The 18643-nt window shown below is 49.7% G+C and carries 13 protein-coding genes; 9 read left to right on the top strand and 4 right to left on the bottom strand.

The window, feature by feature from the left end; all coding sequences use genetic code 11:
- The 5 genes from lpxB to guaA all read left to right on the top strand — a co-directional run.
- Positions 1-828: lipid-A-disaccharide synthase (gene lpxB / locus NT002_03295; protein MCX6828296.1), on the top strand; the 828-nt coding region annotated here is incomplete at its 5' end.
- The gene (locus NT002_03290) at positions 822-2111 is read left to right on the top strand and encodes a hypothetical protein (protein MCX6828295.1); all 1290 of its coding nucleotides are present in this window, start codon (positions 822-824) and stop codon (positions 2109-2111) included. The genes lpxB and NT002_03290, both read left to right, overlap by 7 nt.
- The gene (gene lpxK / locus NT002_03285) at positions 2077-3144 is read left to right on the top strand and encodes a tetraacyldisaccharide 4'-kinase (protein MCX6828294.1); all 1068 of its coding nucleotides are present in this window, start codon (positions 2077-2079) and stop codon (positions 3142-3144) included. The genes NT002_03290 and lpxK overlap by 35 nt, the downstream gene beginning before the upstream one ends.
- A 2-nt stretch (positions 3145-3146) precedes the next feature.
- Entirely contained in the window at positions 3147-4787 is a 1641-nt protein-coding gene (gene nadB, locus NT002_03280) for an L-aspartate oxidase (GenBank protein MCX6828293.1), read from the top strand.
- Positions 4780-6321 carry a glutamine-hydrolyzing GMP synthase gene (gene guaA, locus NT002_03275; GenBank protein MCX6828292.1) on the top strand — a complete coding sequence of 514 codons (1542 nt, stop codon included), beginning with the start codon at positions 4780-4782 and terminating at the stop codon, positions 6319-6321. The genes nadB and guaA overlap by 8 nt, the downstream gene beginning before the upstream one ends.
- A 132-nt stretch (positions 6322-6453) precedes the next feature.
- Here guaA and yedF read toward each other — a convergent pair whose 3' ends face one another.
- Positions 6454-6801 (bottom strand): sulfurtransferase-like selenium metabolism protein YedF, encoded by a 348-nt coding sequence (gene yedF, locus NT002_03270; protein MCX6828291.1) that lies wholly within the window; start codon positions 6799-6801, stop codon positions 6454-6456.
- 365 nt (positions 6802-7166) lie between these two features.
- Here yedF and NT002_03265 point away from each other — a divergent pair, with 365 nt between their 5' ends.
- A complete protein-coding gene (locus NT002_03265) occupies positions 7167-8051 on the top strand; it encodes a caspase family protein (protein ID MCX6828290.1) in 885 nt (294 codons plus the stop codon).
- 468 nt (positions 8052-8519) lie between these two features.
- Here the strand turns inward: NT002_03265 and NT002_03260 are convergent, their stop codons facing one another.
- The 3 genes from NT002_03260 to NT002_03250 are packed head-to-tail and all read right to left on the bottom strand — an operon-like array spanning position 8520 to position 13771.
- Positions 8520-9320: a hypothetical protein gene (locus tag NT002_03260; protein ID MCX6828289.1), complete on the bottom strand. Its 801-nt coding sequence runs from the start codon at positions 9318-9320 to the stop codon at positions 8520-8522.
- Between the two features lie 53 nt (positions 9321-9373).
- Positions 9374-10489 (bottom strand): hypothetical protein, encoded by a 1116-nt coding sequence (locus NT002_03255; GenBank protein ID MCX6828288.1) that lies wholly within the window; start codon positions 10487-10489, stop codon positions 9374-9376.
- 42 nt (positions 10490-10531) lie between these two features.
- On the bottom strand, positions 10532-13771 hold the full coding sequence (locus tag NT002_03250) for a dockerin type I domain-containing protein (protein ID MCX6828287.1): 3240 nt from the start codon (positions 13769-13771) through the stop codon (positions 10532-10534).
- 304 nt (positions 13772-14075) lie between these two features.
- On the opposite strand from NT002_03250, the gene NT002_03245 reads away from it, so the two are divergent.
- The 3 genes from NT002_03245 to NT002_03235 all read left to right on the top strand — a co-directional run bounded on the left by NT002_03245 (position 14076) and on the right by NT002_03235 (position 18551).
- Positions 14076-15056 (top strand): polyprenyl synthetase family protein, encoded by a 981-nt coding sequence (locus tag NT002_03245; GenBank protein ID MCX6828286.1) that lies wholly within the window; start codon positions 14076-14078, stop codon positions 15054-15056.
- 61 nt (positions 15057-15117) lie between these two features.
- The gene (locus tag NT002_03240) at positions 15118-17289 is read left to right on the top strand and encodes a hypothetical protein (protein MCX6828285.1); all 2172 of its coding nucleotides are present in this window, start codon (positions 15118-15120) and stop codon (positions 17287-17289) included.
- Between the two features lie 119 nt (positions 17290-17408).
- On the top strand, positions 17409-18551 hold the full coding sequence (locus tag NT002_03235; protein MCX6828284.1) for a saccharopine dehydrogenase NADP-binding domain-containing protein: 1143 nt from the start codon (positions 17409-17411) through the stop codon (positions 18549-18551).
- The last annotated feature ends 92 nt before the right edge of the window (positions 18552-18643 follow it).

Raw genomic sequence — 18643 nt, 5'->3', positions numbered from 1 at the left:
TACCCCGGTTTCAATCTTCGCTTGGCCGAAAAAGTAAGATCGCTGAATATCCCGATAATCTATTATGTTTCACCGCAAATTTGGGCCTGGGGAGGAAAGAGAATCGGGACGATAAAGCGCCTGGTTGATATGATGCTGCTTATTCTTCCGTTTGAGAAAGACATTTATGAGAAGGCCGGGGTGAGAAATCGATTTGTCGGGCACTATCTTCTTGATGACATCGAGGCCGGTCTTATTAAGGCGCCGTACAACGCCGGTTCCGATCTGGTGGCCCTTCTACCGGGATCGCGTCCGCAGGAGGTGGAGAAGATGCTTCCGGTTCTGGCCGCGACGGCGGGGATCCTTGCGGAAAGCGGGAAATGGCGTTTTGCAGTGGCCGCGGTTGAAGGAAATATTGATTATCGGGCGTATCTGGCCGACGCCACGGTGCCGATCGAAATTGTGCGGGGGAAAACGCGCGAGCTGATTGCCGAAAGCCGGTTGGTGCTGACTTCCTCCGGTACCGCCACGCTGGAAACCGGAATTATCGGCCGCCCGATGGTGGTGATATATCGCACCGGGCGGCTGACCTACATGATTGCCCGGCGGCTGGTCACACTGGATAAGATTGCCCTGATTAATATTACCGCCGGACGGAAACTCGTTCCCGAATTGATACAGAATGATGCCAATCCGAAAACAATCGCCGCCCAGGCGCGGAAATTACTTGATGATGCCTTTCTTTCTTCGGAAATTGTAAGGGAATTGAACCGGGTCACCGATTCGCTGGGAACCTCGGGAGCCGGCGAACGAGCCGCGGCGGCGGTTCGGGAGTATATTAAGTGCTGACGCTGTACCGAATATTTACATTTTTGGTCTATTATATCACGCTGCCTTATACTTTCATTTCATTTCTGTTTGGTTCGCGGAAATGGGAACAACGGCTCGGTTTCCGCAACTGCCCGGCGGCCGGCGATGATAAAAGAGTGATCTGGATGCACGCGTCATCGATGGGCGAAGTGAAAGTGCTTTCCATTCTGGCCGATCAGCTTCTGGAACTGGACAAAGATATCCGGTTCTGTATCACGGTTATGACCGCAGCCGGTTTCAAGAGCGCCGAACATTGTATGGGTGGAAAGGTAACGGTGGGATATTTCCCGCTCGACTATTTTTCTCCCATAAAAAGGTTTCTCGACCGAACCAATCCTTCGGCGGCTATCTTTATCGAGACCGAAATCTGGCCCAATATGGTTATGCAATTGGGGAAAAGAGATGTCCCCGTATTTCTGGCCAACGGCAGATTATCGGAGAGAGCGACGCGAAGGTACCGCCGGGTGAGGCAGGGGTTGCGATATGTCTTTGCTCATTATTCCAGAATCATGGTGCAGACGGAAGGGGATAGACAGCGGTATCTCACGATCGGCGCCGGCAGCGAAATCATCGATGTTCTGGGAAGCCTGAAGTTTGATGCTCCTTTGATTCAGGTGCCGCCGGAGAAAAAGACGGCGCTTCGCAAATCACTCCCATTCAATACTCACACGAGAATTGTTACCGCCGGTTCCACAAGGGAAGGAGAAAATGAGATAATTCTTCAACTTTTTGCGAGATTGTATAATGATGTACCGGATATACGCTTGATTTTGGTGCCGCGTCACCTCGACCATATTGAAGATATCTGTCGGAAGGCCGAAGAATATCAGCTGGAATATGCCCTTTATTCAAAAAGAACGGAGCAGAATTCGGACCGGACGGTTCTTATTGTCGATGCCATGGGGATACTCAATGATCTGTATGCCGTCTCGGACATCGCCTTTGTCGGCGGGACGCTGGTCGATATTGGGGGACACAATATTCTTGAGCCGGTCTGGGCCGGTATCCCGGTACTATACGGCCCCTCGATATTCAATGTCGGCGACGGTTCCGAATATATTCTGGAAAATAATTTTGGGGCGATGGTGCAGGATGGAGAGGAACTGTATCATCAACTCGTTAATTTCTTCGATAAGAAGGTGGAATACAGGCGGAGGACCATCGAATCGAAGGAACTTTCCCGCACGTACCGGACCGCCCGGATCATACTGAACGGCATCGGCTCCAATGGAAAACATCTGGCTCACCATAATAAATCATAAGGGAAACCCCTTAAGCTGGCCGTTTCTTGCGGTACTGTGGGTGGTTTCCCTTTTCTATCGGCTGGGACTGCGATGGCGTGAAGCCCGCTTATCCGTCGCAGTAAAAACCAGGGCGCCTCTCATTTCAGTGGGGAATATAACCGTGGGTGGCGCCGGGAAAACGCCTCTGGTCATCGCGCTTGGCAAGTATTTCCTCTCCAGTAACTATCGGGTTGGTATTGTCTCTTCCGGTTACGGCCGCGAAAACAGAGAGGATATAATCGGATCCGGAGTCGAGATTCAGAAGATGAAATTCGAGGCAATCGGCGATGAAGTTCTGATGATGGCAGAAAGTCTTCCCGAGGCATTTTTCGCCGTTGCCGTATCGAAGAGTCATGCCGCGAAAATGCTGGATGATAAATTTGAGCCTCAGATTATTATTGTCGATGATGGTTTCCAGCACCGGAAATTGTATCGCGACTGCAATCTTCTGCTTCTTGATGCCGCGCGTGATCTGCGCAGGGAAAACCTCTTTCCGCTGGGTCGTCTGCGCGAACCGCTGAAAGCCATTAAGCGGGCCGATTGGATTATCCTGACAAAGGTCAATTCTCCCAATAAAGATGAGGATTTCTGTCGCTGGGCCAATGCCGTATTACCGGAGAAAAAGGCAGTGCAAGTAAGATACCTCAACGACAACCTGATTTCCGGTACCGAGGAAATTGAGCTAAGAGAAGTAAACAAGCGGAAGATTTACTTTTTCGCCGGGGTGGGGGCATTTGATGTGCTTGAGAAATACCTGGCCGAGTGTTTCAATGATATTTTGAAGATACGGCAATTCCCGGATCACTGCCGGTATGATTCTTCGGACCAAAATCGAATTAGGAAAGATATTGCACTCTATCGGCCCGATTATGTCGTAACTACTTATAAGGATTATGTAAAGGTGAGAGGCTTGGATTTTGGCCGCCGGATATATTATCTTGACTTGCGGCTGCGATTTGATACCGCCGGTATGGATTTCTTTGGACAGCTTGAGAGCACAATTAAAAGGTGACGATGGAACGAATATATGATGTGGTGGTAATCGGGTCCGGCATAGCCGGGCTGTTTTTCGCCCAAAAAGTGGCGGGTCTGATGCCGCAGGGACGCGTGGCTGTTATCACCAAAAAAAGCGAGACCGAATCGAGCACCAACTATGCTCAGGGGGGAATTGCCTCGGTGATGTCCTCAAAGGACAGCTTTGACGCCCATGTGGCCGATACACTGACGGCCGGGGCCGGGCTCTGTCATCGAAGGGCGGTCGAAACGATCGTTCGCTGCGGGCCCCAGGCGATACAGAAACTGGTTTCGATCGGGGTTGGTTTTACCAGCGAGAAAGGGAAATTCGATCTCGGGCGCGAGGGGGGGCATTCCACCAACCGGGTGGTGCATGCCGCCGATCTCACCGGCCGGGAAATCGAGCGGGCGCTGCTGAATGCCTGCCGCAAAAAGAAAAATCTCGATATTTTCCGCGACACTATCGGCCTTGATTTGATTACCTATGAATATCGGGGGCGGCGTCGCTGCGGTGGAGTCTATGCTTTTACCCAGCAGAAGCGGGAGTTCAGCAGTTTCTATGCCCCGGTAACAATGCTCGCTACCGGCGGCATCGGCCAGGTTTATTACAACACCACCAATCCGACGATTGCCACCGGTGACGGCATTGCGATGGCCTTTCGCGCCGGAGCCAGAGTGGCCAATCTGGAATTCATCCAATTTCACCCGACCACGCTCTACAGTCCCGGGCGCAGACCGTTTCTCATTTCGGAGGCGGTGCGGGGCGAGGGCGCCATCCTGGTCAACTCGGCCGGAGTGAAATTTATGAAGAAATATCATCCCCAAAAAGAGCTGGCTCCGCGGGATATTGTGGCGCGCGCTATCGACAGCGAACTGAAAGAGCATGGCGATGAATTTGTCCTGCTTGATATAAGTCATCTTCAAGGGGCGTTTATCAGACGGCGTTTCCCCAATATCTATAAGGAGTGTCTCCGCCGCGGGATAGATATTACCAAGCAGCCGATACCGGTGGTTCCCTCGGCGCATTATTGCTGCGGCGGTGTGATGACCGATATTTACGGTCGCACCGATATCGAGGGGCTTCTTGTTTGCGGTGAGTCGGCTTTTACCGGGATGCACGGCGCCAATCGACTGGCCTCGAACTCGCTTCTGGAGGCGGTGGTCATGGCCGATTTTGCCGCCGATGCCGCGGTGGAGTTTCGTACCACTAATCAGTTCCCCGATATTCCTCCCGCCGACTGGTGGTTGCACTCCTCGGTGATAAGACAGAAAGAAAAAGTCATTATTTCATACGACCGGCTTTTCCTTCGCAAGTTGATGTCCGATTTTCTCGGGATTGTCCGTTCGGAGGATCGCTTGAAAATGGCCCATGAACGGGTGCATATGATTTTGAAGTCGATAGATTCGTACTATCTTTCTCAGCCGGCATCGTATGCCATCGTGGAACTGCGCAATATGGCCCAGATAGCCGCTTTGATTGTTCGTTCGGCCTCGCGCAGGAAGGAATCGCGCGGGCTGCACTATATTCTTGATTATCCCAAGACCGACGACCTTCACTGGAAACGGGATACGATTATAAAACCGCCCCGGCGGAAAGCACCCGGCAACAACATTCGGATAAGGAAAAGGAAACATGCTTAGTGTCGACGAAATGATTTTGATACTCGATTTCGGATCCCAGTACACCCAGCTGATTGCCCGGCGGGTTCGCGAACAAAATATTTATTGCGAGATTGCACCATACAACGCCGATCTGACCGCCTATGCGGGGAGGAATATTAAGGGATACATCCTTTCGGGCGGGCCGGCCTCGGTCAAAGAGCCGGGCTCACCGCGGCTGGATAAAGCATTCTTTTCCATCGGTAAACCGATCCTTGGAATCTGCTATGGTTTGCAGCTGATCGCCGATACTTTCGGCGGCGAACTGGTGCGCTCGGAAACGCGGGAATACGGGCCATCACAGATGACGGTAACCTCGGAGACGCCGCTTTTCAAGAATATCACGCGTGAAAGCCGGGTCTGGATGAGCCACGGCGATTCGATAAGGAAACTTCCCGAAGGATTTACGGCGGTGGCCGCCACCGCCACGCTGCCGATTGCGGCGGCGCAGGCGCCGGAGAAGGGAATCTATGGTTTGCAGTTCCACCCTGAAGTGATGCATACGGTTTTCGGCAAAGAGATTCTGCATAATTTTCTTTATGATATTTGCGGCTGTTACGGCAACTGGACAACCGAGTCGTTCATCGATAGCACCGTGCGCGAACTGCGGGAGAAATTGAATAACAAGAAAGTTGTGCTGGCAATATCGGGCGGGGTTGATTCGACCGTCTGCAGTCTGCTTCTGAAAAAAGCTATTGGGGGCAATCTTTACGCCATCTTTGTCGATAACGGGGTGCTGCGCAACAATGAATTTGCGGATGTGACAAAGATGCTTTCTTCGCTCGGTTTGAATCTCCGCGCGGTGGATGCCTCGGCGCTCTTTTTAGAAAGGCTGCGCGGCGTGGAAGACCCGGAGCAGAAACGGAAAATTATCGGCAATACTTTTATTGATGTTTTTGAGGATGAAGCCCGCAGGATCGGCGACGTGGAATTTCTGGCGCAGGGGACACTGTATCCTGATGTAATCGAGTCGGTTTCTTTCAAAGGCCCCTCGGCAACCATCAAGTCGCACCATAATGTGGGGGGATTGAAAGAGCGGATGCACCTTAAACTGGTGGAGCCGCTGCGGGAGTTGTTCAAGGATGAGGTGCGCCGTCTGGGGCGGCAACTGGGGCTGGATGAGGCGTTTGTGGGGCGGCACCCGTTCCCCGGCCCGGGGCTGGCAGTGCGGATAATCGGCGAAATCACACCCGAGCGGCTGGCGGTGCTCCGCGAAGCCGATGCTATATATATTGAGGAACTTCATAAGCACGACCAGTACCATAAGATCTGGCAGGCTTTTGCGGTGCTTTTGCCGGTAAAATCGGTCGGCGTGATGGGTGACGAGCGCACCTATGAGAATGTGATCGCGCTCCGGGCAGTGACCTCGACCGACGGCATGACCGCTGACTGGGCGAAAATACCGCATGATGTTCTGGCGTTGATCTCGAACAGGATTATAAATGAGGTGAAGGGGGTCAACCGGGTGACTTATGATATTTCCTCCAAACCCCCCGCGACGATAGAGTGGGAATGAGTGCGTTTTATGCGCGGAAGATGATGTGTTCTGCCGGTCGTAAACATAATCGCATCGACACGCCGGTCGACTCCTACGCAAATTGCATGATTCAATCAACGGGGCGCGGCAACGCCCTACCCCCATGTCATATTATGGTGCAATAACTTTCTTAAACGCCAGCATGGCGGCGACACTGTCTTTCATCGTGGTTGACTTGCCGACGAGCAGCTTATCGGTCCGCTTGAAATATTCCAGACAAGTAGTGCATGATAATATTTCTGTACCATTCTCCTCATATTTCTTAATGATTCCGATGACCGGCGAACCGGCCGTGGTCAGGAAAATGCCGCTGTTCATGCAAATTATCCTGGCCGGCAATGTCCCTGATTCCAAAAGCATTTTCAGGAAGTTTTCCATCAGCCGTTCGCCCAGGTCGGGAGGGCCCTCACCAAGCGAAGATGACTTAATTATCAGAAGCAAATCGCGGTCAATCGGCATCAGCTTATCCCTTTCGTGCCCCGGCTTGATTTTTGTCCGGGCATAACAATCCTTTAATATAATATTCGTGAGGCTTAAGTCAAATCCGAAGTAACAATTCTTTGCCCTGCAAATACTTGCAGTAAAGTCCAGTCGGGTGTCACGTGCCCGGTAGACGATGGGATAGGAGAAATTTATAAGAGTGAGATGCTCTGGTTTTTGACATTTTTTGCTCGGTAAGAGTAGAAAAGACTTGCCCTGAGTTTAAATTCTATTAGTTTTGTTATATGGGACACATTTCAGGCAAGCGGATGATGTCCGGATTTGTCGGAGATTAAGCCGCATCAATTCCCCAACCTTTCACCCTATCAGATGAGGAGTGACAGATGAAAAGAGTTCTCCTGTTTGCGGCAGTGCTGCTGACCTTGATCATGATGTTTGGATGCAGCAAGACGCCGCAGATTAACGGTCCAAGTGACTCGACGAATCTGGGTCAGTTAGTTCAGCGCCCGGAATTCATCGACACCCGGCCGCCGAGTGCCATTGCACTGGCTACCGTAAAACCGACGGCCGACTATACTCCGATAGCCTATAAGCCGCCGCAACCGCCGCCGGACACCGGTGCCGATCCCAACCCCAACCCGGCTCACAAATACGCCTATATCGTTGGTATCTCCGACTACGAGGGTACGGCCAACGACTTGCAGTTCTGTGATGATGATGCGCAGGATATGAAGTCATATTTTCAGTCGCAGGGATTCACTATTCGGATGGATCTGGATCGGAACGCCACCGCCACCGCAGTTGAGGCCGGTCTTAACTGGCTGGTTTCCGTGGCCGTCCCGGGCGATGAAGTCGCCTTTGCCTATTCCGGGCATGGCGCCAAAGCTCAGGGGTATGGCTCCAGTCTGATTTCGACCGACCTGTATTATCTGACCCATGGCTGGGTAATGCAGAAATTCAACGCAGTCAACTGCAGCAAAAAACATATCTCCCTTGATGCCTGCGTTATTGGTGGCTTCCTCACCGACTGTGTCAACGGGACAATGATGGCACTGGCGTCGAATAGCACATATTCGTATGATGCTCCCGATCTCAATAATGGTGCCTGGACTTATTACTGGATTGAGGCTGTCGAAGATCAGGGTAAGATCTACGCCGAAGATGCCGCAACCTACGCGGAGGCCGGGATGAAGGCCTGGGCAGCGCTTTACCATCTCAGGGTCAGCCCTACCCACTCCGATAAATATACCGGGATGTTCGATATTTAGCAGTTCGGTATTGAAGATTAGCAGAAGCTCATCGCTTGCGATGGGCTTTTTTTATGGGAATATCTGCTTTAATATATGGACAGACCGGCGAATCAGATTTATGTTACCGGCGTAAAACGGGATCGACATGCGATGTATCCCGTCACCCGCTGTTATTACTTTTCACCGTGATTCGCCTCGGCTGCCTGATCGGCAATATCAACATTTTCGGTTTCAAGTTATCCGGCCTCAATGGTGGCCAAGATTATTCTGGCGCAGGTGATAGTTTCAATCCTTATAATGATATAATTCCTTTGCCGGCCAGCCCTCGGCGTGGGCGAATGCTCGCTGGACCGGCGTTCTGGAGAAGCGGGACGGCAATTGGGTGATGATGCAGATGCATTTCTCGCACTCGCTGGAGGATATGCAGGCGGCGATAAAGAAGGCGCTGGAAAGCAAAACGCCGTAAAGAACTGTCCGGGGCCGAGCTCACTTGCGCGGCGCCGGAGTAGGTACCGTTGTTGCGAAAAGGCCACGCCCGGTAGTTGCATCAATAATCTCATGAATGAAATTCCTCGCATAGGTTGGCGGCTGCGGCGTGCCGCGAGGCGGATGAAAATAAATGGGTGGAATTCCCCGAAGAGTGATAAACCATACGAGCCGAGGGGTTTGGTAGCGCGCATAGCCGGGCCGTGAGTACATAAGGAGTACCGCATCTATCTGTTTGGCCGACTTTGGGCTATGCATGCAAGAGTCGAGAGCCTGCAATAACGATATCTTAGGTGCAGGTCCGCTATATACCTGATAAACGTCGCCGCTGCTCAGCATTTGCGCCTCAGCGTCTACGGCGGACTTCACCGGCGCAATATTACTATCAATCTGTTGCGTTATTGTTGAAATCCTAAGAAGACACCCTTCAGCAGAATCAAGCAAGACTTGGAAGTTGTGAACAACTGATTTTCTTGATGATGTATCTGCGACGGTATTGCGCAAATCAATGTTGGTGAATGACGCAGACCATATGTGACGGCCGTTTATCTTTTCATGGACAAATGGTGTTTGGTCATCAAACAGCATTATCATCTCTGGCGCAGGTTGTTTTTGCACATCAAAATTGCTTATTGATAAAAATCCAGTATACTCTACTGCTCGTTGTAGAGCCTTCTGCGGTATTGGCGTATAACTGGATTCAATCCCATTTTCATGCGAACCAATGGGAACGATTATAAGCACAACAATTGGAAGAATGACACGCGCAAATATGGGCAATTGATTAATGCGAATGGACATACAACACCTCTAAACTAAATGCTTTCATTAATTCTATTATCAATATCAGCCTATTATGGTTGTGGATTATTATCATAAATTAGAATAGAATTATCGCCAGTACGCATAATAATCCACTCCAAAGGTTCATCAGAATATGGTTCATAATCTTGAAAATAGGGATTTAGATAATTTTGGTCATTAACCGTCTTGTAGCCGCAGGTAGTGAACTCGCACTTTTCATAGGTGGTACCCACCATGTCATCCTCAAAATTCAGGATTTCGGCACTCCAACCAATAGCTTCGCCAAACTTATTAATCCAGAACTCATCAGGAATTGATCGGAAAATAACGCCGTCATATTTAAATAACCAAGTGCCGTCGGTAGGATCAAGTTCGCTTGCATAGATATGGTATTGGCTCGGTTGGGGATAGTCGACTCTATCGTACCAGGCAGTAGGAGTGATTTCGGCGCCCTTTACTTCACAATATTTGAAGGGAAAAATCGCGTCGCCGAAAGCACTATCGCGTTCCATCCCATAGCCCATTTGAGCCCACTCGTTACCATCGTGCATAAATATATTAATATAGGCGACACTAAAAGCATTTCTAATAATACCTACGGAATTGCATAATCTGCCATATCTTGTTGCAATATTCGCCTTAATTGCGACAACATCCTCTTTTACTTTCTGAATTTGCGCATATTTTCTGCCGCCTGTGCAGCAGCTGATATGGCAGTTGGCGGTGTCCCAGTCGGAGGTGGAGATATAGACGGAGAGGGCCGAACTCGTGTGGTGTGCCTTCTTTATGTCGCCACAGTCATACGAATCCGAATAGACGTATACATAAAAATCATAATTGCCGCTGGCGTGTATCATAGAATAATCAACGGTAATGTCGCATTGCATAGTTGAGGCCTGACAGTGTAACATATGGAGCGGCCCCAGGCCCAATAATTGACCACCGTGCTTGACTCCAATCTGGCAATAATAGTCGCCGGCAGTGGAACTGTCGAAGAATGAAATCTCCAACTTATTGGCACAACAATCCATCTGTTGCTGGGCAGCAAGAGCCAAATTGCCAATACCCGTATTTTTGGGACCTTTGCATCCAGCCATTAGCATAAGAGTCAGCATTAATAATTGAACTCCAAGTATTTTACAACCGGTTAATCTATTTGGTTTCATATCTTTATCCTCTGAACTACATATCTTTATTTTGAGCTGCAATTATGGGCATATTGGTGGCGGCCCGCCTTTATACAAGAAATTTATCAAATATGTCACATCCTGGGTATTTATGAGGCAATTGTTGTTCACATCGGCACACTGTTTAGGGTCTGGCGCTGCTTGGCCTTTGTAAAGAAAATTGATCAAATAGGTTACATCTGCCAGGTTGACGGAGCCGCTACCATCGGCATCCCCGCAAGTAAAAGCCAATGTTGTCGGTTGTGGGCCGATTCTGGTTACCTTCACGCCGTTCAGATTAGTGCTATATGCATTATACCAGCCGCCAATAAGAAAACCACCTTCAACTACTTGCGCTATAGAATTGGCTTCCGCGCTAGTATCGGGGTTGGCAAAGACTTTGGTCCAGATCGTGTCACCGCAGCGGTTAGTGCGCTGCATGAAGAATTCGCGAGCGCTGCCGCCAGAGCCGGTTGCAATGCCGCTCAGGATGAAGCCATGATCGGACGTTTCCCTTATTGCCGTCCCCAGGTCGTAAGTCGTTGGCATAATTGATTTTGCCCAAAGCATACTTCCGGACGAATTGAATTTTTCGATGAGAATATGTAGCTGTTTCTGACCGGTGCAGATGTAACTGCCGTCGCTGCTGATAATCAGGTCATGTAATGCCCCATAAGCGAGTCTGGTCCAGAGAGTATCACCTGATGAGTTAGTTTTGATCACGCGATCATAGCTGGCTACTACGTATCCCTGGTCGGATGTCTGCTTTACTGCGTATCCCTCGCCTCCGGGCATTAATACTTTCATCCAGAGGCTGTCGCCCAATGGTCCGGCGCGGAAAAGAAGCAGACTGTCGTTGCGACGCCCGGTAGCTATAAACCCGCCGTCAGCAGTGTTCTCCACGTCATATGCGACTTCACTGGCTGCGGTACCATAGCTGCGGGTCCAAATTGTGTCGCCATCATAATTGGTTCTTATAAAGTATAAGTCATAACCATAAAAGGGAGCCGGACCGCATGTTCCGGCAATGATATACCCCCCACTGGCAACCGCGGCGATTGAGTAACCATATTGATATGGTTTATATGAATAGCTTTTAGTCCAATTTACATTGCCGCAGGGATCGATATTTTTAAGCTTTATTTTGGCCGAGTCGTTCAGGAGCAAGGCAGCAGCGCCGTTTATTGTATCAATATGGATCGAATCGGGCGAGGGGGGCGGGATCGAAACTTCCTGGTAAAGCATACAGATGGTGTTTTGGGGCGGATCGGCCCACTGCTGACAGATAAACCAACTCGTATCCACGATGGGTGATGCTTCCATATCCTCGATAATATTCTCGCGGTAGGTGCGGCTCCAGCTGCTGCTATCATACCCGCAACTGCTGCGTATGACATAGACGGAATCGCGGAAGGTGTTCTCCACATAAGGCACGAATTTGGAACGCGTGCGAACTTCATAGGTGTAATATCCGGCACTAAAGGAATCGATTGAAAGGTAGTAATCGAGATGATAACCGGGCACATTCAATGATTCATAATCCTGCTGCAGAACCACGCCATTGTGGATTACTTTTTTCCAGGTTTCGGTAGCACCACTTTGCTGCCATTCGAGTGTAATGTAGTCATAGCCGGCAGGTATAGTACGTGCGGTATATGATGACTTATGCGAGAGTACATCATTACCTAATGCATAACCTCTGATGCCAGTAATGGGTCCGAAATATTCTGTTGCGAAGGCATCGCCAATCAATGCAGGCATGGGTGCTGTGCCAACATCTTCCCATGCTTCCGCCATTTTGAAACGGAAAGGGTAATAGAGTTGGCCATCGCCCATCCCTATTTCGCCATAGACCGCAAAAAGAGTCTCAAGGTCCGAGGAAAACTCGTAAATTGTGGCGTTGCGTCGGTCAAGAACATAGATATTGCCAAAAAAGTCGACATCAATGGAGATTAATTGAGTTTCGGCGGGGAATGAAAAATTGCTGGAAACAAAGGAATATGGAGGAGACGTTTGAATGCGGACAATACGGTTGTTGCCGGCGTCAACCACATAGAGATATGAAGTATTCAGGCCATAAGAGCCGCCCCTTCCATAACAAATAGCAGAAGGGTTCTGCAATTGACCTATACCGCTGCCGGGTGCAAACAATCGCACACGTTGTTCAAAGGTATAGTGGCCTGTCACCTCATAGATGTCAACGATGCAATTCTCGCCGTCAAGTACTGCCACTTCTCTTTGAGGATTGGACCCCATGGTAAGATTGGCTGATGCTACATCTGAGACTACATCGTAATTATTGCTTAATACAGTAAAATATGATAGACTTCCGTCAGCCAGTTGCTCGTAGATCAACGCTCTTCCATTCATAGCGTCAGCCACAATGACTACTTCCGGCATTAGATGAGCTACTGCAGCCGGCTGTTTGAATTGATAGGGTCCGATGCCAAATTCACCGGGCCAATTATTATTATCCTCGTTCTCTGCGTCGGTAATAACTATTCTATTCCAGGGGGGATCGACAGCAAACATATATTCATGATTGAGGAATGTATAATGCGGGTCATGAAATTTGATAGGAAGAATGTCTGTCGGGCCCCCAAAGATAATGGAGCCATGATACAAGCGTATGCTTTCGAGAACGGTGAATCTTTCAATATTCTCATAATAATTTTTCGGCAACAACAAGTGATTGCTTCTTGGAGGAGCCTCATCATCCCGCATAACACCTTGATTATCTTGTGGATACCCGATATCCGGCAACATTTTTATTCTCGCGGAATCAATGAATGCATTTATTTTATTAAGGGAAGCGAGGGGATCAAGAATCGTCATTGTGGTGTAGTTCTCGGCGAACTCCAAATTGATTGAATCCAGCACAAGGGCCTCATTCATACGCAAGTAGAGCAATGTTCTGCATATTAGATTGCTGTCTGTTTCATCAAAGCCCCTGATTTTTATCAATAATTTTTGGTCAATAATCAGGCTATAGGAATTTTCAATGCCAGCCTCGCTGTTTACAAAATGGCCTATCTTCTCGAGGGCCTGATATCGTTCGCTCGCACTAAAAAGGTTTGCTATCATATCCAAATTATATTGTTGGGGATCATTTATCGCCTGGGTCAGGGCCCTGATAACCAGATAAATACGATCTTGCACATTTACATTTGCAACAGCAGCCGAACTTCTGCCCAAAGCCTCACTTGCCTGCAGCAATAAGATTGCGGTAATTAATGCTAACGTCAATCCAAACACCCTGAGAGATATTGCTTTGTTTTTCATAATGACCCCAGCCGCTATAATAAGTTCAATCGTCTAGCGTCCTTAGTTGCCACACTGATTTATCAAAACTTTATCGTTTTCGTCGTGAGCTTTCCCCAAGCTGCCTAATCTATTGACGAGGTACCCGTTCAATTTATAAATAAGAATTATCACTCACTTCTGTCAAGCCATTTTTTTGGTTTTGCGGGCGTAAAAATGCTGAAGCTATAATTCGTTTGACAAGCCCCCCCAAAAGGGGTATAATTAGGGCTAAATTGCCGATTTTGAGCGTTAATCGCCCGGAATCGACCGTATATTAGGCGATATGGACGGAGATAAACTTAAAAGCATTGTCAAACCGGTCGAGGAAGACCTGGCTCTGTTTGACTCCCGGCTGGTCTCATTTCTAACCGGCGATTCCCCGCTAATCACCTCGATTGCGCAGCACCTGATGAAAAGCAAGGGGAAACGAATCCGTCCGGCCATTCTTTTCCTTTCGGCGCGGGCGGCCGGCTTTTTCACCGAGCATACTATCAATGGGTCGCTGGGCATTGAGCTTATCCATACCGCAACCCTGCTTCACGATGATGTGGTCGATGATGCCGACCTGCGGCGGGGAAACGAAACGGTCAATCACAAATGGACCAATCTTATCGCGGTTCTCATGGGGGATTATCTGTTCGCCAAGGCATTTAAAATCCTGCTCAAAACCGAATCGATGGAGTTGATCGACGCCATTTCGAACGCCACCGAACGGGTGTCTATCGGTGAATTGCGGCAGGTGGAAGAAACCTCCAATTACGATCTCTCCGAAGAAGAGTATATGAAGATAATTACCGATAAAACCGCTTCGCTCTTTGCGGTTTCCTGCGCGGCGGGCCCGATTCTGGCCCGCAAGAATGGAAATATCCGCGAGAAATTCACCTATTTCGGGGAGAAAATAGGAACCGCATTCCAGATTGCCGATGACCTGCTCGATTATGTCGGCGATGCGGTCGTAACCGGCAAGGAGCCGGGCAATGATGTTATTACCGGCAAAGTGACTCTGCCTCTGATTTATTCGTTGCGTCACGGAGAAAAAGACAAGAACCGCGAAATAATGAGACTTTTGGGAAACGGGGTCAAGAAGAGAGAGTTTCACACAATATTGAAATATGTGACCGAGTCGGGCGGAATAGACTATGCCTACCGGCGGGCGGCCGAGATATCTCGGGAGGGCTGGACAGCAGTCGGCGGTTTGAAAGACTCGGCCTATTATCGCTCGCTCCAGGGGATGGTCGATTATTCCACATTACGGGTGGGGTGATTCCTTTTCCCGATTATTTTTGAACTCTGTCCTGTTCCCGGTGTATCCCTTTTAAGAATCTATGTTCGGCATAAAGGAATTATCGTTTAATCTTCTCACCGGTCACCCCTTTCTGACCGCTCTCTTTTTTATTCTCTTTCTGCTCTTTGCCGTTTATTTGTATCGTGTCACCAATCCGCCCCTTTCGCGAAGCATCCGAATCCTCCTGACTTCTCTTCGGATTGTCGCCGTCATCGCCCTCTTTTTGGCCATTTTCGAACCGGTGCTCTCATACCGGCGGGAGTATGAAAGAACACCGCGATCGACTCTCCTGATCGATAAGTCGAAAAGCATGGAGATTGACGAAGAGGGAAAAACCCGCAGCCAGAGGGCGGATTCGCTTACAGCATCCGCTCCGTTCGAGGATTTCTCGGGACGGTTTGATTTAAAACGGCGATACTTTGCGGGAGGATTGATTGAAGAGCTGTCGAGCGCTGATCTGGATAAAACGGCGCTGGGCGAGGCGATGAGCAAACTGGCCGAGGAAGAAACCGCCGCACCCTCGGAATACTGGCTGCTTCTCTCTGATGGTATTTCCAACAGCGGCGTTTCGCCCCTGACAGCGGCGATGAAAGTCAAAACTCCTATTTATGCGATCGGTATCGGCACAGAAATTGGCGAAAAGGATGTCGCGATATCGGGACTTGACTATAATCAGGTGGTTTTTGCCGGAAAGCCGACTGAAGTGACAGTCCATCTGGAGTGGTCGGGGATGAATAATGAGGAAATCAAAATAGAGATTCGAAGCGGGCAGAAAGTTTTGCAGGCGAAGTCGCTCGAATTGGCCGCGGGTAATTTGAAGCAGGAAGCAAAAATCAGTTTTACCCCGGAGCGGCCCGGTCAGCAGACTTTCCGGATCGAGATTCCGAAACTCGAAGGGGAGAGTTCCACCGATAACAACAGTCGTTCTTTCTCCATGACCGTTCTGAAAAGTAAGTTGAAAGTGCTTTTGACTGCCGAACATCTTGACTGGGAATATGCCTTTCTGAACCGTTTTCTGGCCACCGCACCGGACCTGGAGTTGACTACGGTCGTCTCGAGAAAGGGGGGTGGGTATCTGGGCGAGCCTTTTCCCTCCCGGCAGGAGGAATTGAATCAATACGATCTGCTGATTCTTTATGATATTGATCTCGAGGCGCTCAAGTCGAAGGCGGGATTATTCAAATCATTTCTGGACGATAAGGGAGGCGGGATGCTGGTTTTCCTCGGCGAAAATTATCTCAGGAATCCTTTTCCTAGGTGGCTCGATGATTATCTTCCCTTTGTCTCCCGCGCACGCAGCGCCAAACCGCTTTTTGTGAAATTCAATGGAAGTCCAGCGGAGAATTTTCTTTTTCATCCGGCGGTGCGGCTTTCCGAGGATCGTCAAGGAATCCGCGAAGGCTGGAGCAATCTCCCGCCCTTTGAAATGTATATACCGGTTGACTCGATCGTCCCGGGGACGGAAATTCTGGTCAGCGCCAATATCGACGCCCGCCGTAAAGAAATGCCGGTGCTGGGCTACCGGAATATCGGGGCCGGCAAAACGCTGGCAATGGCGGCAACCCCTTTCTGGCACTGGGCTTTCTTTGGCTACGGATTTGGCGGTGGGGGCGAGGAGTACAAGAGATTTTTTGATGGGATAGTCAATTGGCTTTCGCTGAAAGAGGAATCAGATCCGATAAGAATCACTCCTGATAAAACGATATACACGCGGGGAGAAAGGGTCGGTTTTTCCGCCTCGGTTTATGATCTGGCTTTTCGACCGATCATTTCCGCCTCGGGCTATATCGCTCTTACCGGCGAAAACAGCGGCGATACCATTGTCGCTCAATTTCTGGAGAGCGGCGAAGGGCGGTATCGGGCCGAATTTGATATCCTTGCTCCGGGAAAATACAGATATTTGGGAAACATCGAAAAGGAGGGGAAAAAATTGCGGGAGAGTTCCGGTCAGATTGCGGTGGAGCCTTTTTCCATAGAGGATTATCAGCGCCGTCCCGATTTTGACCCCATGACTCAGGTGGCGCAAATGACCGGTGGCAGGTTTTACCGCTTGAATGAGGCCGACAGCCTCTATTCCCGGCTGAATAACCGACCGATTGCAGTTACTCTCCAACAGGAAATTGTTATCTGGAATAAATTCTGGCTGTTGACGATTTTTATTCTCGCTCTCGGTCTGGAATGGTTGTTGCGAAAGCGATATCAATTGATTTAGGTAATTGCCCCCCTCTTTTCCCGACTTCTCAGGATGACACGATTGTTATGGACAATCATGCCTTTAAACCATAAATTGCCCCCGAAAAGTTTGTGGAGTGAATATATTTCAGGAGAAAAATGAAGATAGCTGTTATCGGCGCGGGGCTTATGGGACGGGCGATAGTCTATGATTTGAGTCGGGCCGAAGGGGTAGTGAAAGTGGGGCTTTTTGATGTCGAGCCGGAGCCGGCTGAGGAAGTAGCCCGGAAGTACGGTAATCAGATTACGGTTTCGGGTGAGCTCGACGCCCATGACGAGGACAAAGTGGCGGCTGCCCTTAAAGAGTTTGATGCCTGTGTTTCCGCGGTTCCTTACCGATATAACGAGGGGCTTACCCGAGTGGCCATTCAGAGCCGGACCCATTTTTTTGATCTGGGTGGAAATAATGATGTGGTTAGCCTCCAGTTTGCGATGGATGCCCAGGCAAGAGAAGCCGGCGTTACGGTTATCCCCGATTGCGGTCTGGCGCCGGGGATGGTTTCGGTCCTGGCCGCCGCGGGCATAGTCGAATTTGACAAAGTGCAATCCCTGAGAATCAGGGTCGGCGGTCTTCCGCAGAGCCCGCGTCCGCCGCTCGGTTATCAACTGGTTTTTTCCTCAGAGGGGCTGATTAATGAATACTGGGAGCCGGTTATCATATTGGAAAACGGCCAGCCGCGCACGGTCAATCCGATGACCGCAGTAGAAGAACTTGAATTTGACGGTATCGGTCAGCTCGAGGCTTTTTATACTTCCGGCGGAACCTCCACTCTCCCGCAGACATATCGCGGGGTGATAGATTTTCTTGATTATAAGACCATTCGCTATCCGGGACACTGCCAGCTTTTCAAACCGATGCTTGAAATCGGGCTGGGATCGCGCGGCCCGATTAGAATTGGTGAAGTCCAAGTTGAGCCACGAGAAGTTTTCAAGAAAGTATTGGAGAGAAATCTAACCTATAATGAACCGGATCTGGTGCTCGTGCGTCTGACTTTCGAGGGAATAAAAGCCGGCCGGCCCAAGACCCTGGTCTATGAAATAATCGATCGTCAGGATAATCGCACCGGATTGACCTCCATGATGCGGTGTACCTCTTTTCCGGCGGCGATCATTGCCTGGATGGTGGGAGTGGGGAAGATCGAAAAACGAGGTGTTGTCCCTCAGGAACTGGCGGTTGAGCCGCAGTCCTTTATTGCCCAGCTGAGAAAAAGGAATATTAATCTGACCATTAAGGAAAGCTGATATTTCCTGCAAAACTTAAAGATATAGTTCCTGGAGCATGTTTGTCCTGTTTCTGCCGATTCTTTTGAGGGGGGATATTGAATCCCGAAGGG

This window comes from Candidatus Zixiibacteriota bacterium (assembly GCA_026397505.1).
Lineage (GTDB): Bacteria > Zixibacteria > MSB-5A5 > GN15 > PGXB01 > JAPLUR01.
Note: the sequence above shows the minus strand (reverse complement) of the source record. Positions and strands in the feature narration are given on the sequence as shown.

Bases quoted from the DNA above. Each gene is read 5' to 3' on its own strand.
- lpxK (MCX6828294.1), top strand. From the start codon at position 2,077: ATGGAAAACATCTGGCTCACCATAATAAATCATAAGGGAAACCCCTTA.
- nadB (MCX6828293.1), top strand. From the start codon at position 3,147: ATGGAACGAATATATGATGTGGTGGTAATCGGGTCCGGCATAGCCGGG.
- NT002_03265 (MCX6828290.1), top strand. From the start codon at position 7,167: ATGAAAAGAGTTCTCCTGTTTGCGGCAGTGCTGCTGACCTTGATCATG.
- NT002_03250 (MCX6828287.1), bottom strand. From the start codon at position 13,771: ATGAAAAACAAAGCAATATCTCTCAGGGTGTTTGGATTGACGTTAGCA.
- NT002_03240 (MCX6828285.1), top strand. From the start codon at position 15,118: ATGTTCGGCATAAAGGAATTATCGTTTAATCTTCTCACCGGTCACCCC.
- NT002_03260 (MCX6828289.1), bottom strand. From the start codon at position 9,320: ATGTCCATTCGCATTAATCAATTGCCCATATTTGCGCGTGTCATTCTT.
- yedF (MCX6828291.1), bottom strand. From the start codon at position 6,801: ATGCCGATTGACCGCGATTTGCTTCTGATAATTAAGTCATCTTCGCTT.
- guaA (MCX6828292.1), top strand. From the start codon at position 4,780: ATGCTTAGTGTCGACGAAATGATTTTGATACTCGATTTCGGATCCCAG.
- NT002_03235 (MCX6828284.1), top strand. From the start codon at position 17,409: ATGAAGATAGCTGTTATCGGCGCGGGGCTTATGGGACGGGCGATAGTC.
- NT002_03255 (MCX6828288.1), bottom strand. From the start codon at position 10,489: ATGAAACCAAATAGATTAACCGGTTGTAAAATACTTGGAGTTCAATTA.
- NT002_03245 (MCX6828286.1), top strand. From the start codon at position 14,076: ATGGACGGAGATAAACTTAAAAGCATTGTCAAACCGGTCGAGGAAGAC.